The 15,395-nt window shown below is 60.6% G+C and carries 12 protein-coding genes and 3 tRNA genes; all 15 read right to left on the bottom strand.

What is annotated here, in order from left to right:
* Window positions 1-231: 231 nt before the first annotated feature.
* Window positions 232-308: transfer RNA gene (locus tag ACA052_RS09535), tRNA-Asp, on the bottom strand.
* A 92-nt stretch (window positions 309-400) separates the two neighbouring features.
* Window positions 401-477 (bottom strand) — tRNA-Asp (locus ACA052_RS09530).
* Window positions 478-532: 55 nt separating this feature from the next.
* Window positions 533-608, bottom strand: a tRNA-Val gene (locus tag ACA052_RS09525).
* 266 nt (window positions 609-874) lie between these two features.
* Entirely contained in the window at window positions 875-1,651 is a 777-nt protein-coding gene (locus tag ACA052_RS09520) for an SDR family oxidoreductase (RefSeq protein ID WP_497649429.1), read from the bottom strand.
* On the bottom strand, window positions 1,648-2,859 hold the full coding sequence (locus tag ACA052_RS09515; RefSeq protein ID WP_497649428.1) for an O-succinylhomoserine sulfhydrylase: 1,212 nt from the start codon (window positions 2,857-2,859) through the stop codon (window positions 1,648-1,650). Before ACA052_RS09515 ends, ACA052_RS09520 begins: the two co-directional genes overlap by 4 nt.
* Before the next feature lie 64 nt (window positions 2,860-2,923).
* A complete protein-coding gene (gene purF, locus ACA052_RS09510) occupies window positions 2,924-4,429 on the bottom strand; it encodes an amidophosphoribosyltransferase (protein WP_007935163.1) in 1,506 nt (501 codons plus the stop codon).
* A gap of 41 nt (window positions 4,430-4,470) precedes the next feature.
* On the bottom strand, window positions 4,471-5,031 hold the full coding sequence (locus tag ACA052_RS09505; RefSeq protein WP_178129322.1) for a CvpA family protein: 561 nt from the start codon (window positions 5,029-5,031) through the stop codon (window positions 4,471-4,473).
* 263 nt (window positions 5,032-5,294) lie between these two features.
* Window positions 5,295-5,954, bottom strand: coding sequence for an SPOR domain-containing protein (locus tag ACA052_RS09500; protein WP_497649427.1), 660 nt, complete (start codon window positions 5,952-5,954; stop codon window positions 5,295-5,297).
* The gene (gene folC / locus ACA052_RS09495) at window positions 5,938-7,245 is read right to left on the bottom strand and encodes a bifunctional tetrahydrofolate synthase/dihydrofolate synthase (RefSeq protein ID WP_497649426.1); all 1,308 of its coding nucleotides are present in this window, start codon (window positions 7,243-7,245) and stop codon (window positions 5,938-5,940) included. The genes ACA052_RS09500 and folC overlap by 17 nt, the downstream gene beginning before the upstream one ends.
* Window positions 7,242-8,162: an acetyl-CoA carboxylase, carboxyltransferase subunit beta gene (gene accD / locus ACA052_RS09490; RefSeq protein ID WP_497649425.1), complete on the bottom strand. Its 921-nt coding sequence runs from the start codon at window positions 8,160-8,162 to the stop codon at window positions 7,242-7,244. The genes folC and accD overlap by 4 nt, the downstream gene beginning before the upstream one ends.
* A gap of 201 nt (window positions 8,163-8,363) precedes the next feature.
* Window positions 8,364-8,981: a phosphoribosylanthranilate isomerase gene (locus ACA052_RS09485; RefSeq protein ID WP_497649424.1), complete on the bottom strand. Its 618-nt coding sequence runs from the start codon at window positions 8,979-8,981 to the stop codon at window positions 8,364-8,366.
* A gap of 63 nt (window positions 8,982-9,044) precedes the next feature.
* On the bottom strand, window positions 9,045-9,869 hold the full coding sequence (truA, locus tag ACA052_RS09480) for a tRNA pseudouridine(38-40) synthase TruA (protein WP_497650287.1): 825 nt from the start codon (window positions 9,867-9,869) through the stop codon (window positions 9,045-9,047).
* 232 nt (window positions 9,870-10,101) lie between these two features.
* The gene (locus tag ACA052_RS09475) at window positions 10,102-12,780 is read right to left on the bottom strand and encodes a FimV/HubP family polar landmark protein (RefSeq protein ID WP_497649423.1); all 2,679 of its coding nucleotides are present in this window, start codon (window positions 12,778-12,780) and stop codon (window positions 10,102-10,104) included.
* 207 nt (window positions 12,781-12,987) lie between these two features.
* Window positions 12,988-13,998 carry an aspartate-semialdehyde dehydrogenase gene (locus ACA052_RS09470; protein WP_497649422.1) on the bottom strand — a complete coding sequence of 337 codons (1,011 nt, stop codon included), beginning with the start codon at window positions 13,996-13,998 and terminating at the stop codon, window positions 12,988-12,990.
* Between the two features lie 270 nt (window positions 13,999-14,268).
* Window positions 14,269-15,381, bottom strand: coding sequence for an aspartate-semialdehyde dehydrogenase (gene asd / locus ACA052_RS09465; protein WP_218436248.1), 1,113 nt, complete (start codon window positions 15,379-15,381; stop codon window positions 14,269-14,271).
* Window positions 15,382-15,395: the final 14 nt, after the last annotated feature.

Below are 15,395 nucleotides of genomic sequence, written 5' to 3'. Positions count from 1 at the left end.
CCAAGGAGTTATCGTAAATGAGAGTGATTCTAATTAATGTCGGAGCCGCGAACCAAGCGCTTTGTGCACTGGGTGTGCAGAAAGGTGTGTTTTGGGGAGGAAAGAGGAGAAAAAGCCAAATCGCAGACACAAAAAACCCCGGTCTTTCGACCAGGGTCTTTGCTATCGACTCGAATAAGCCAGCGGCTTTCTTCGTAGCTCCAAGGCGTTCAGTGGGCCTTGAGGCAGATATGGCGCAGCGGACGGGACTCGAACCCGCGACCCCCGGCGTGACAGGCCGGTATTCTAACCGACTGAACTACCGCTGCGTATCGCTTTGGACTTGCGTCCAAGTAACTCGTTTGATTGAAAGCTTCGGTGCTTTTCAATCGCGAACCGAATAAATCCGATTCGTAAAATATGGCGCAGCGGACGGGACTCGAACCCGCGACCCCCGGCGTGACAGGCCGGTATTCTAACCGACTGAACTACCGCTGCGCGTCGGTGGAGGCTTTTAAAAGCTTCCATCTTGCTTTCGCAAGACTCTCGGAAGTGGTGGGTGATGACGGGATCGAACCGCCGACATTCTGCTTGTAAGGCAGACGCTCTCCCAGCTGAGCTAATCACCCGGTTTGCATCTCCGAGGCCGCGAAATTTACGCAGGTAGCGAACCTAAGTCAATAGCAGGATTGAAGTTTTTCTGAAAAAGACGAAATCGTGTCATTCCGTTCAACGTCAGCAACATACAGACCGCTTTCGCGAGCAAGCCCGCTCCCACAGTGGATCTGTGTCGAGCACGCAATCCGTTGTCGCTGATAATCAACTGTGGGAGCGGGCTTGCTCGCGAAGGCGGCGGCAAATTCAACATCAATGCCAGAAACAGCACTGCGTCCTATCACTCGCTATAAATCATCTTCTTCGTCATGCCACCATCCACCACGAACTCCTGGCCCGTGACGAACCCGGCGTTCTTCGACAACAGCCAGGCAACCATCGCCGCGACATCCTCGACCGTGCCTACCCTGCCCGCCGGATGCTGGGCATGGTCGGCCTCGGTCAGCGGCTCGGCGCGCCGTACCGAAGGGTCCCGTGAATCGATCCAGCCGGGGCTGACCGCATTGACACGGATCTCCGGGCCCAGACTGATAGCCAAGGCGTGAGTCAGGGCCAGCAGACCACCCTTGCTCGCCGCGTAAGCCTCGGTGTCGGGCTCCGACTGCCCGGCGCGGGTCGAGGCCAGATTGACGATCGCCCCGCTGTGAGCGCGCAGGTACGGCGCACAGTGCTTCGCCAACAGCATCGGCCCACTGAGGTTGACCGCCAGCACCCGATTCCAGTACGTCAGATCGAGGCTTTCCAGGGTGATGTTGTGCGGATCCGCCACTGCCGCGTTGCAGACCAGCGCATCCAGACGCCCGAACTGCCCCAGCACCTCAGCGACGCCCAACGCCACCTGCCCTTCATTCGCAACGTCCATGGCGATGAACCAGGCATTGTCGCCGAGCACCTTCGCCACTTTCGAACCACGCACCCGGTCCAGATCCGTCAGCACCACCTGCCAGCCTTCACTGATCAGCCAAGCGGCAATCCCCAGACCAATGCCCCGCGCAGCACCGGTCACCAATGCAACGCGGCCATTGGTGCCGGTACTCGGCGTGGGCAACTCGATCACAAGGCAGCCAACCCACGCGCCAGGTCGGCTTGCAGGTCTGCGACGTCTTCCAGGCCGACCGCGACGCGGATCAGGCTGTCACGAATGCCCGCCGCTTCACGCTCTTGCGGCGCCAGACGGCCGTGGGAGGTGGTGCTTGGGTGGGTGATGGTGGTCTTGGTGTCGCCCAGGTTGGCGGTGATCGAAATCAGACGCGTCGCATCGATAAAGCGCCAGGCGCCCTCTTTGCCGCCCTTGACCTCGAAACTCACGACCGCGCCGAAGCCCTTCTGCTGACGATGGGCCAGTTCGTGCTGCGGATGGCTCTTGAGGCCGGCGTAATGGACCTTCTCGATACCGTTCTGCTGCTCCAGCCATTCGGCCAGTTGCTGGGCGTTGGCGCAATGCGCCTTCATCCGCAGACCAAGGGTTTCGAGGCCCTTGAGGAAGATCCAGGCGTTGAACGGGCTGAGAGTCGGCCCGGCGGTACGCAGGAAACCGACGATTTCTTTCATCTGCTCGCTGCGACCGGCCACTACGCCGCCCATGCAACGGCCCTGGCCGTCGATGAACTTGGTTGCCGAGTGGACGACGATGTCCGCCCCTAGTTTCAGTGGCTGCTGCAATGCAGGCGTGCAGAAGCAGTTGTCGACCACCAGCATCGCGCCTTTGGCATGAGCGATTTCCGACAGCGCGGCAATGTCCACCAGTTCGGCCAATGGATTGGACGGTGACTCGACGAACAGCAATTTGGTGTTGGCCTTGATGGCCGCGTCCCAGCCGGACAAGTCCGCCAAAGGCACGTAGTCGACTTCGACGCCGAAGCGCTTGAAGTATTTCTCGAACAGGCTGATGGTCGAGCCGAATACGCTGCGCGACACCAGCACATGGTCGCCGGCGCTGCACAGGCTCATCACCACGGCCATGATCGCAGCCATGCCAGTGGCCGTGGCCACGGCTTGCTCGGCGCTTTCCAGCGCGGCAATACGTTCTTCGAACGCGCGTACGGTCGGGTTGGTGTAACGCGAGTAAACGTTACCCGGCACTTCCCCGGCAAAGCGCGCAGCCGCGTCGGCGGCGGTCCGGAAGACGTAGCTGGACGTGAAGAACATCGGATCACCGTGTTCGCCTTCAGGCGTACGGTGTTGACCGGCGCGTACGGCCAGGGTGTCGAACGCTACGCCTTCAAGGTCGCTGTCCAACCGACCGGCATCCCAATCCTGACTCATGCTGTCACTCCTTGCCTTGCTCTTGTTGTAGATACAAAACCGGCCCCTCAGGGCCGGTAGTTACTCAGTTGTTATACAGATCAATGATCGCGCTGACTGCCTGCGTCTTGACCTTGGAGGCATCGTTACGTGCCTGTTCGATCTTGTTCAGGTAAGCCTCGTCGACGTCGCCGGTGACGTACTGGCCGTCGAACACTGCGCAATCGAACTTGTCGATCTTGATCTTGCCGCCACCGACCGCTTCGATCAAGTCAGGCAGGTCCTGATAGATCAACCAGTCAGCACCGATCAGATCCGCTACGTCCTGGGTCGAACGGTTGTGCGCGATCAGCTCGTGCGCGCTCGGCATGTCGATCCCGTAGACGTTCGGGTAGCGAACGGCCGGGGCGGCGGAGCAGAAGTAGACGTTTTTGGCGCCGGCTTCGCGAGCCATCTGGATGATCTGCTTGCACGTCGTACCGCGAACGATCGAGTCGTCCACCAGCATGACGTTCTTGCCGCGGAATTCCAGCTCGATGGCGTTGAGCTTCTGGCGCACGGATTTTTTCCGCGCCGCCTGGCCTGGCATGATGAAGGTCCGGCCGATGTAGCGGTTCTTCACGAAGCCTTCGCGGAACTTGACACCCAAGTGGTTCGCCAGTTCCAGGGCCGCGGTGCGGCTGGTGTCCGGGATCGGGATGACCACGTCGATGTCGTGATCCGGACGCTCGCGCAGGATCTTCTCGGCGAGTTTCTCACCCATGCGCAGACGGGCCTTGTAGACCGACACGCCGTCGATGATCGAATCCGGACGCGCCAGGTAGACGTGTTCGAAGATGCACGGGGTCAGGGACGGGTTGGTCGCGCACTGACGGGTGTGCAGCTTGCCGTCTTCAGTGATGTAGACCGCTTCGCCCGGTGCCAGGTCGCGAATCAGGGTGAAGCCGAGCACGTCCAGGGACACGCTTTCGGAGGCGATCATGTACTCGACGCCTTCGTCGGTGTGACGCTGGCCGAAGACGATCGGGCGGATGCCGTGCGGGTCGCGGAAACCGACGATGCCGTAGCCGGTCACCATCGCCACGACCGCATAACCACCGACGCAACGGTTGTGCACGTCAGTGACGGCAGCGAACACGTCTTCTTCGGTTGGCTGCAACTTGCCGCGCTGGGCCAGCTCGTGCGCAAACACGTTGAGCAGCACTTCCGAATCGGAATTGGTGTTGACGTGGCGCAGGTCAGATTCGTAAATCTCCTTGGCCAGTTGTTCAACGTTGGTCAGGTTTCCGTTGTGCGCCAGGGTAATGCCGTAAGGCGAGTTGACGTAAAACGGTTGAGCTTCGGCCGAAGTCGAGCTGCCCGCGGTCGGATAACGCACATGGCCAATGCCCATGTGCCCGACCAGGCGTTGCATGTGACGCTGATGGAACACGTCACGCACCAGGCCATTGTCCTTGCGCAGGAATAACCGGCCATCATGGCTGGTGACAATACCGGCAGCGTCCTGGCCGCGGTGCTGGAGGACGGTTAGCGCGTCATACAGCGCCTGATTGACGTTCGACTTACCGACGATACCGACGATGCCACACATGCGACGCAACCCCTACTTAATGGATCTGAACTGAACACAACTCACTGAGGCGTTTTGGCCGTCGGCAAGAGGTGCTCCTTGAACGGTATCTCAACGGGTACGCTGATACCGCTGGCAAGCCACTGACTGCTCCACCCAAGGATCAGGTTTTTGGACCAGTCTGCGACCAATAGAAATTTTGGCACGAGCTGTGACTGTTGCCACCACCCGTCCTGCTGTACCGGCCCCAGGCTCAACAGCCCGACCGCCACGACCACCAGCAACACGCCACGCGCGGCGCCGAAGGCCATGCCGAGGAATCGATCGGTCCCGGATAGCCCGGTGACGCGTACCAACTCGCCGATAAGATAATTGATCATTGCGCCCACGATTAAGGTGGCGACAAACATGATGGCACAGCCCGCGATCACGCGAGCTGATGGCGTTTCGATGTATCCGGCGAGGTACTCGGACAATGAACCACCGAACATCCAGGCAACGACTCCTGCGATGATCCAGGTCACCAGCGATAATGCTTCCTTGACGAAGCCGCGGCTCAAACTGATCAATGCAGAGATGGCGACGATTGCAACGATCGCCCAGTCAACCCAGGTAAATGGCACAGTGCAGCCTACAGACGGATAAGGCGGCGCATTTTAGCAGAGCCCATGCTTATCGGTAAGCTGCGATTGTCAGTGCATTTCAAATCGGTGTGATAGTTCAAAGCTAACCCGGACCTGTAGCAGCTGGCGAAGCCTGCGTCCGGCTGCGCAGCAGTCGTAAAATCAGGCCCCGCAGTGCATCAGGGATACTGTGCGAGCCGATTTACGACGGCATCGCCGCCGGACGCAGCCTCGCGGGCTCGGCAGCTGCTACTAAGACCGTGTTAGCCGCGTTCAGGCTGGAAGCGCACCACAAACCCTTTGAGGTTCTGCTGGCGGCTGAGCAAGTCACGCAGGCGATCGGCTTCAGCACGCTCGATCAGCGGGCCGACAAATACCCGATTCTTGCCATCGGCGGTGCGGATATAAGCGTTGTAACCCTGGCTGCGCAAGGTTTTCTGCAGGCTTTCGGCACTGGCACGGCTCGACAGGCTGGCCAGTTGCACCGACCAACTGACCGACAGTCCGTTGGCATCGATGCGGCTCTGAGTCGTGTCTGGCTTGCCCGGTGCGGCGGTGATCGGCTGAGACGGTGCCGTTGCAGGCTTCGCCGCCAGCGCAGGAGCCGGAGCGACCGGTTTGGCAGCCGGCGCTGGTGCTACCGGGGCGGCAGGTGCAATCGGCTTCGACGGCGCTTCTTGCTGAGCGATTTCGTCATCACTCGGCACTGGCTCTTGAGGCAGTACTTGCGGCTCCGGCACGACCACCGGCTCGACCTGCACCTGCGGCACCGAAGGCGCTTGTGGCGCAGCCGGAGCATCAACCATCACCTGACGTTGTTCATCCTGACGGGAAAACAGCATCGGCAGGAAAATCACTGCCAGCGCCACCAGAACCAGGGCGCCCACCATGCGCTGCTTGTATGCCTTATCCAGCAATGCCATTTGCCGCTTCCTCCGTGGAGCGCCGAGACAGCCATTCGAGGGCCTCGGCGACACAATAAAATGATCCGAACAACAGAATTTCGTCGTCGCTCGTCGCCAGCGCGCACTGCCCTTCCAGGGCTGCTGCCACGCTGACATAGGACGTTACCGAAGCGCCAAGCGCCTGCAATGCAAGCTGCAAATCGGCAACCGGGCGCGCCCGCGGTGAATCCAGCGGCGCGACAGCCCAGTGCTGGACACTAGCACTCAATTCGCCAACAACACCATCCAGATCCTTGTCCGCCAGCAACCCGAACACGGCTAGACGTTTCCCGGCCGGCGGTCGACTGGCCAGGCGGCGCGCCAGATACTCTGCCGCATGTGGGTTATGCCCCACATCCAGCAACAGATTAATGCGCTTGCCCTGCCAGTCGAATTGACGTCGATCAAGCCGACCGACCACCCGCGTCGCTTTCAGGGCCTCAATAATCTGCGCATCCACCCAAGGCAAACCGAGCAACAAATAAGCCTGCAGCGCCAGCGCCGCGTTTTCCATCGGCAGATCAAGCAACGGCAGGTCATTTAACTCGACCACACGCCCCTGAGCGTCCAGGCCGCGCCATTGCCAGTTGTGATCGGTAATACCGAGGTCAAAGTCGCGGCCACGCAGGAAAAACGGGCAGGCCAGCTCGCGCGCCTTGTCCAGCAGAGGTTGCGGAGGATTCAGGTCACCACACAGCGCAGGAGCGCCCTGACGGAAGATGCCGGCTTTCTCAAAGGCCACGGATTCGCGGGTATCGCCCAGGTAATCGGCGTGATCAACGCCAATGCTGGTCACCAGCGCCATGTCGGCATCTACCACGTTGACTGTATCCAGACGCCCGCCCAACCCGACTTCCAGCACCACAGCGTCGAGCCCCGCCTGCTGAAACAGCCAGAACGCCGCCAAGGTGCCCATTTCGAAGTACGTCAGGGAAGTGTCGCCACGCCCCGCCTCGAGCGCGGCAAAGGCTTCGCACAGCTCGGCGTCAGTCGCTTCTACGCCGTTGACCTGCACCCGCTCGTTGTAACGCAGCAGGTGCGGAGAATTGTAGACACCCACGCTCAGGCCCTGTGCCCGCAGCAACGACGCCACGAATGCACAGGTAGAACCTTTGCCGTTAGTGCCGGTGACCGTAATCACCCGAGGCGCCGGCTTGCCCAGTCCCATGCGGGACGCTACCTGTTGCGAGCGCTCCAGCCCCATGTCGATGGCCGAAGGGTGCAACTGCTCAAGGTAGGCGAGCCACTCGCCAAGGGTACGTTCGGTCATATGTTGGCAGGCACCGGTGGAACCACGATAGGTTCGATTGGCGCGGCAACGAATTTCGGCGTCGGCAGACCCATCATTTGTGCCAACAGATTGCCCAGGCGCGGACGCAGCTCCTGACGGTGAACGATCATGTCTATTGCACCATGCTCCAACAGGAATTCGCTGCGCTGGAAGCCTTCCGGCAGTTTTTCACGCACGGTCTGCTCGATCACGCGCGGACCGGCAAAGCCGATCAGGGCTTTCGGCTCGCCGACAATCACGTCGCCCAGCATGGCCAGGCTGGCGGAAACGCCACCATAGACCGGATCGGTCAGCACGGAAATGAACGGAATACCTTCTTCCCGCAGACGCGCCAGCACCGCAGAGGTCTTGGCCATTTGCATCAGGGAGATCAGGGCTTCCTGCATCCGCGCACCACCGGAAGCGGCGAAGCAGATCATCGGGCATTTGTTTTCCAGCGCGTAGTTGGCAGCGCGGACAAAACGCTCGCCAACGATGGCGCCCATCGAACCGCCCATGAAGGAAAATTCGAACGCCGACACCACCACCGGCATGCCCAGCAAGGTACCGCTCATGGAGATCAGTGCGTCTTTTTCGCCCGTCTGCTTTTGCGCAGCGGTCAGGCGATCCTTGTACTTCTTGCCGTCACGGAATTTCAGACGGTCAACCGGCTCCAGCTCGGCGCCCAGTTCGGCACGGCCTTCAGCGTCGAGAAAGATGTCGATACGGGCACGGGCGCCAATACGCATGTGGTGGTTGCACTTGGGGCAAACGTCCAGGGTCTTTTCCAGCTCCGGACGATACAGCACAGCCTCGCAAGACGGGCATTTGTGCCACAGACCTTCAGGCACCGAGCTCTTCTTGACCTCGGAACGCATGATCGAAGGGATCAGTTTGTCTACTAACCAGTTGCTCATGCTTTCTTTCTCCAGTACCGGCGGCCCGAACGCTCTGGTTCGCAGCCCCGCGTATGCCCTTGAGCTAAATTCATGTGTGCGGCGATGATTGGTGGGTTGCCGGATCAGCTAAACGCGACCTGCGTACGACCCAAAAACCCTCAGCCATGCCTGCTTTATGCAAGTGCAGTTATGGACGGCGGCAGTGTGCCAGCCGTCACATCAACCGCGTACTGCGTTGATGAATGCCTGAATCTTTGCGTGGTCCTTGATGCCCTTGCTCGCCTCTACCCCGCCACTGACATCGACGGCGTAGGGTTTAACCCGGGCAATCGCCTCGGCGACGTTATCCGGGGTCAAGCCGCCCGCCAGGATGATCGGTTTGCTCAAGCCTTGCGGTATCAGAGACCAGTCGAACGCTTCACCAGTTCCGCCCGGGACACCTTCGACGTACGCGTCGAGCAGAATACCGCTGGCGCTCGGAAAGGCATTGCATGCCGCCGCAATGTCATCCCCGGCCTTGACCCGCAGCGCCTTGATGTACGGCCGGTGCCAGCCTTCGCAGTCGTCTGCGGTTTCGTCGCCATGGAACTGCAACAGATCCAGCGGCACCGCGTCGAGGATTTCCCCCAATTCGCAGCGGCTGGCATTGACGAACAGCCCCACGGTCGTCACGAACGGCGGCAGCGCCTTGATGATCGAACGCGCCTGCTGGAACGTCACGGCCCGCGGGCTTTTGGCGTAGAACACGAACCCGATGGCATCGGCCCCGGCCTCGACCGCCGCCAACGCATCTTCTATGCGGGTAATCCCACAAATCTTGCTGCGAACGGCCGACATGTCGATAGAACCCCAAGGCAAATCCGAGAAAGTCCCGGATGGTAACAAATGCGTTCGAGGGCGTCAGCCGTCAAGTTCGGTGAAACCGGTCAGGAAGTGTGGACCGATGTAACGCTCGGGCAATTCAAACTCGTCGCGGTACTCGACCTGCACCAGGTACAGGCCGAACGGATGCGCCGTTACCCCGCCGGAACGGCGAATACGGCTTTCCAGCACTTCCTTCATCCATTCCACCGGGCGCTCGCCGGTACCGATGGTCATCAGCACGCCAGCGATGTTGCGCACCATATGGTGCAGGAACGCGCTCGCGCGGATGTCCAGCACGATCATCTTGCCGTGGCGGGTGACGCGCAGGTGATGCAGCTCCTTGATCGGCGACTTGGCCTGGCACTGGCCGGCGCGGAAAGCGCTGAAGTCATGGGTACCGACCAGATACTGCGCGGCCTCGGCCATGCGTTCGACGTCCAGCGGACGGTGGTTCCAGGTGATTTCTTCGTTCAGGTGCGCCGGGCGGATCTGATCGTTGTAGATCACGTAGCGATAACGCCGGGCAATGGCCTTGAAACGCGCATGGAAATGCGCCGGCATGACCTTGGCCCAGCTGACGCTGACGTCGTGGGGCAAATTGATGTTCGCGCCCATGACCCAGGCTTTCATCGACCGCTCGACCTGCGTGTCGAAATGCACCACCTGTCCACAGGCATGCACGCCGGCGTCAGTACGCCCGGCACACAGCAACGACACAGGTGAGTCGGCGACTTTGGACAAAGCCTTTTCCAGGGTTTCCTGCACCGTGAGCACACCGGAGGCCTGGCGCTGCCAGCCGCGATAACGCGAGCCTTTGTATTCAACGCCCAGTGCGATCCGGTAAAAGCCGTCGGCCGCCATTTCGGCGACTGGGTTATCTATATTTGCCAAGGGGTGACAGCCTGCTGATGACCGCAAAGGCAGGCATTATAAGGCCGCCGGACCGGGATGCCAGAGGTGGTTGGTTGAAGATCAAAAGATCGCCGCCTGTGTAGGAGCTGCCGAAGGCTGCGATCTTTTGATCTTCAACCGCCACTGAAACAAAAATGGCAGCCTTGATGGGCTGCCGTTTTGTTTACGCCGTTTCGATCACTCAAGCCAGACGCGAAAGCATTTCCCTGGCTTCGCTCTTTTGCCCGTCATCGCCTTCGGTCACCACCTCGTTGAGGATATCCCGAGCGCCATCGTTATCGCCCATGTCGATGTAGGCCTGGGCCAGATCAAGCTTGGTGGCGACTTCGTCGGTACCCGAAAGGAAATCGAAGTCCGGTTCGTCGCCCGCGGAGGCCAAGGCATCTTCCGCCGTGAAACTCGGCTCGCCGATGCTGGAGGACAATTTATCAAGTTCCGCGTTGACGTCATCGAGTTCGGCCGCGAATGCATCCGGCTCATCAAGCGCGTCCATCTCATCGGAGAGCGACAGATCGAAGTCGGCGGGAAGGTCCAGATCGCCCAGCGCTACCTCAGGCACGGCTGGCGCTTGAGCGGCCGGCAAATCCTTGAGGTCGTCATCCAGGCTCAACAGGAAATCGTCTTCGGCCAAGGTTGCCGGCGAGGCATCGCCACCGAGGTCCATGTCCAGATCGAAGTCCGACAGATCATCAAGGTTTTCCTTGATTTCGGTCTGCTGCTGCAACACCGACTCGAAGCTCAAATCGTCGTCCTGCGGGAACTCGTCCAGCTCGGCAGCCGTTTCTGGCGCTGGCTCCGGTGCGACCACCGCAGGCGACGCGGCCTCCAGATCGTCCAGGCTCAGATCGAAGGTGCTGTCAAAATCGGCATCGGCCAAGGCCGGTTCCGGCGCTTGCGGTTCGTCCAGCAACAGCTCTTTGACGTATTGCGCGTCGAGTTCAGCGGCGATGGCGGCAGCCGCAATACCGCCAGCGGCCACGAGGACCATGGCCGGGAAGCGGCTTTTCAGCTGTTCGACTTGTGCGTAGTTGTCACCGTTGGCGACCAGTTGGCGCTCCTGGGCAACGAACGCATCGCGGTCGCCCTGCTGGCCGTAGACTTCCATCAGTTTCAGGCGTAGGTCACTGCGTTGCGGTTCTTGCTTGATGCCGTCTTCCAGCAACGCAGCCGCCTGATTCAGACGACCTGCCGCAATGTGCGACTGCGCCTTGCTCAACACATCGTCATCACGTTCGGCAGCAGGCGATATCAATGGCGCAGCGATCGGCGGCGTGACCACAACCGGAGCAATCACTGGCGCGGGTGCAGGCACGGGCGTCGGCGCAGGCGCTGGTGCAGGTGTTGGCGCGGTCGCGAGCTTGACGCTTGGCGGCGGAATTTCCAGACCTTCGAAGCTGTTGTCCGGCAGGTCCTGGTCGACGGAGAATGGCTGCTCTTCAGACAAGGCCCGGGCCATGCGCAGATGCTTCTCGGCTTCTTGCTGGGCTTTGCGGCGACGCGCCAGCAACAGCAACAACAGCAGCAGCAGAATCACTGCACCGCCGCCGGCCAGACCCAGCAGGTACGGATTGGTCAACAAGTCGTTGTATTTTTGCTCGTCGGAGGCGACGGGGGTTGGCTCTACCGGGGGCTCGACCGGGGCCGGCGTTGCCTCAGGCGCGGCGGCCGCCGGGGTTGGGGCTGGAGTTGCCGGAGCGACCTCGGCCGGCGTTGCCGCAGGGTTGGCCACCAGTTCGGCTGACATCGGCGCCGCTGGCTGAGCCTCTGCGGCAGGTGCAGGTGCAGCAGCTGCGGCAGCGCTCCCTTCTGCCTGCAACTTGGCCAATTGATTGTTCTTCAACTCGATCAGACGCTGCAGCTTGTCCAGCTGACTTTGCAGATCGGTCATGCGGCTTTTCAGTTCGGCATTGTCACGACGGGTCGTGTCGAGGCTTTCCTGAGTGACGGCCAGCTTGTTGCCAAGGTTCTTGGCGTCGCCGGCGGCGCCTTTGCCCCGCCCCTTCCCGGCCTCGGCAGAGACCAGGCTCAGCTTGTCCTTGGCGGCTTGCGACGAAGGGCCTTCGCCGCGAGCACGCTTGGTGGCATCCAGTTGTTGTTGCCCGGTACCTGGCTTCGCAACGTAGCGACGCCCCTGGCGCCACGCAGTGTTCTGCGCGGCGACTTCGGCGATGGCTTTCGGTTGCGGCAGGCCGGTGCTCTGCGCCTGATCCGGCAGACGCAGCACCTGACCGGTTTTCAACCGGTTGATGTTGCCGTCGATAAAGGCATCCGGATTCAGCGCTTGAATGGCCAGCATGGTTTGTTGAACCGAGCCGCCATTGCGCGCCTTCGCGGCGATTTCCCACAAGGTATCGCGCGGCGTCGTGGTGTATTGGGTCGGCTTGGTCGCGCCGGTGACTGGCGCGGTGACGGTTTGAGTCGGTGCAGGTTGCGCGGCCGCATCAGCGGTTTGCGGCGAGAATTTGGACGGATCGAGCAGTACGCTGTAATCGCGGAGCAGACGACCGTTTGGCCACATCACCTGAACCAGGAATTTCACCATTGGCTCGGAGAGCGGTTTGCTGGAAGTCACTCGCAGGATGCTTTTGCCGCTGGCATTGAGCACCGGCGTAAAGGTCAGGTCATTGAGAAACGCCTGGCGGTCGACACCGGCCTTGGCGAAATCGTCGGGCGAAGCCAGGCTCGGCACCACTTCGGCAGCGGTGAGGTCCTTGACGTCGAGCAACTCGATTTCTGCCACCAACGGCTGGTTCAGCGTCGATTTCAGGGTCAGTTCCCCGAGCCCGAGTGCATGCGCCATACCGGAGGACAGCGCCGAGGCGGCCGCAATTGCTAGCACCAGTTTGCGAACTTGAACCATAGCCTCATCCTTTGTTTGAACATTCCTCGGCCAGCGAGAAGGTGTTGATAGCCGCTGCCGTAAGGCATTGCGCGCGGCGGCGAAGTGTCGTCGCGCGCGATCATTTCATTCATGCCACGCAAGCCACAGCGGGTGGCTCGCCTTCAGCAATCCGGCAAAGCATAGCGCTCGGCTAGAACCATTCGACAAATTGTTGCCAAGTATCTTTTACACAAGGTCTTTTATCAACAATTCAGCCACCTGCACAGCATTGAGCGCCGCGCCTTTGCGTACGTTATCTGACGTCAACCACACATTTAGTTCCGACAGGTCGTCGATACCATGGCGAACCCGACCGACGTACACCACATCCTGCCCTACCGCGTCGCCGACTGCCGTCGGGTAATCGCCGGCTTCCACCAGTTCAATACCCGGTGCGTCTTCCAGCGCAGCGTTGACTTTCGCCAGGTCGATTTCGCTCGCTGATTGCAAGGTCACGCTAAAGCTATCGCCAAAAAACACCGGGGCTTGAATGCAAGTCACGGAAATCTTCAAAGAAGGCAACGCCATGACCTGGCGCAGCTCGCGCACCAGGCGTTTTTCCAGCAGCGTATGACCTTGATCATCGGGCTTGCCGACTTGCGCCAACAGGTTGAAAGCCATCTGCCGGTCGAAGAATGTTGGCTCCAGTGGACGCACATTGAGCAGTTCGGCGGTTTGGCGGGCCAGCTCTTTGACGGCTTCGCGCCCCTGGGCAGAGACCGCCAGGCTGGCGGTCAGATTGATGCGTTGCAGGTCGAGCAGGCCGAGCAACGGCGCCAGCACCACTGCCAATGTGGTGGCCGACGGGCTGGGACTGCTGACCTGGAAAGGCTTTTTCAGACCCGCCAAAACGTGAGCGTTGGCTTCCGGCACCACTTGCGGCGCCTGATTGGCGGGCAGCGCACCAGACAAGTCGATCAGCGAGCAACCGGCGGCCGTGGCCCGCGAGGCGAAACTCAAGGTGACTGCCGGGCCGGCCGCAAAAAATACCAGCTGGACTTTGCTGAAGTCGAACTCATCGACTTCCCGCACGCGCACGTTCTTGCCGCGAAACGGTACCGAATGCCCGGCGGATTCGCTGCTGGCCAAGAGGTGCAGGTTGCCGACCGGGAAGTCGCGTTCTTCGAGAATCTGCACCAGCGTTTCGCCGACAGTACCGGTGGCGCCGATCACGGCAATATCAAAGGACTGGCTCATGGTTCTACCTCTGGCGAAACGGGGGGAGCGGCACTTTACCGGGTGGTTGGGATGCAGGCAATTTCTACCGGGGATTTGCGATGTCCATACCGGCCTCTTCGCGGGCAAGCCTCGCTCCTACAGATTTTGTGTCGGCGCGAAAATTGAGAACAACCGCACACCCTGTAGGAGCGAGGCTTGCCCGCGAAGAGGCACTACCCGGCGATACAACTTCCATAAAAAAAACCCGCGCCTCTTTCAAGGTGCGGGTTTTTTCATTGCTTCAATCGATCAACGCTCAAGCAGGATCCGCAGCATGCGACGCAGCGGCTCGGCCGCGCCCCACAGCAGCTGGTCGCCGACGGTGAACGCGCCGACGAACTGCGAGCCCATGTTCAGCTTGCGCAGACGGCCAACCGGGACATTCAGGGTGCCGGTAACCTTGGTCGGGCTCAGCTCCTGGATGCTGATGTCACGGTTGTTCGGTACCAGTTTGACCCAAGGGTTGTGCTGGCTGATCAGCCCTTCGATGTCGGCGATCGGCACGTCTTTGTTCAGTTTGATGGTCAGCGCCTGGCTGTGGCAACGCATGGCGCCGATGCGCACGCAGATGCCGTCGACCGGGATCGGGCTCTTGAAACGGCCGAGGATCTTGTTGGTCTCGGCCTGGGCCTTCCACTCTTCGCGGCTCTGACCGTTCGGCAGTTCCTTGTCGATCCACGGGATCAGGCTGCCGGCCAGCGGTACGCCGAAGTTTTCGGTCGGGTACGCATCACTGCGCATCGCTTCGGCGACACGACGGTCGATGTCGAGGATCGCGCTGGCCGGGTCGGCCAGTTGATCGGCGACAGCGGCGTGGGTCGCGCCCATTTGCTTGATCAGTTCACGCATGTTCTGCGCGCCGGCACCGGAGGCTGCCTGATACGTCATGGCGCTCATCCACTCGACCAGACCGGCTTCAAACAGACCGCCAAGGCCCATCAGCATCAGGCTGACGGTGCAGTTGCCGCCGATGTAGTTCTTGGTGCCCGCGTCGAGCTGCTGGTCGATGACCTTGCGGTTCACCGGGTCCAGCACGATCACTGCGTCATCCTGCATGCGCAGGCTGGAAGCAGCGTCGATCCAGTAACCTTGCCAGCCGGCTTCACGCAGTTTCGGAAACACTTCGCTGGTGTAGTCGCCACCCTGGCAGGTCAGAATCACGTCGAGGGTTTTCAGCTCTTCAATGCTGTAAGCGTCCTTGAGCGGAGCAATGTCCTTGCCCACGGACGGGCCTTGGCCACCGACATTGGAAGTGGTGAAAAACACCGGCTCGATAAGATCGAAATCCTGCTCTTCCAGCATCCGCTGCATGAGCACGGAACCGACCATACCGCGCCAACCGATCAGACCTACACGTTTCATCGCAACTACACCTT

The sequence above is a fragment of the Pseudomonas sp. LBUM1644 genome (genome assembly GCF_059716195.1).
This window is presented reverse-complemented; position numbering and strand designations above follow the sequence as displayed.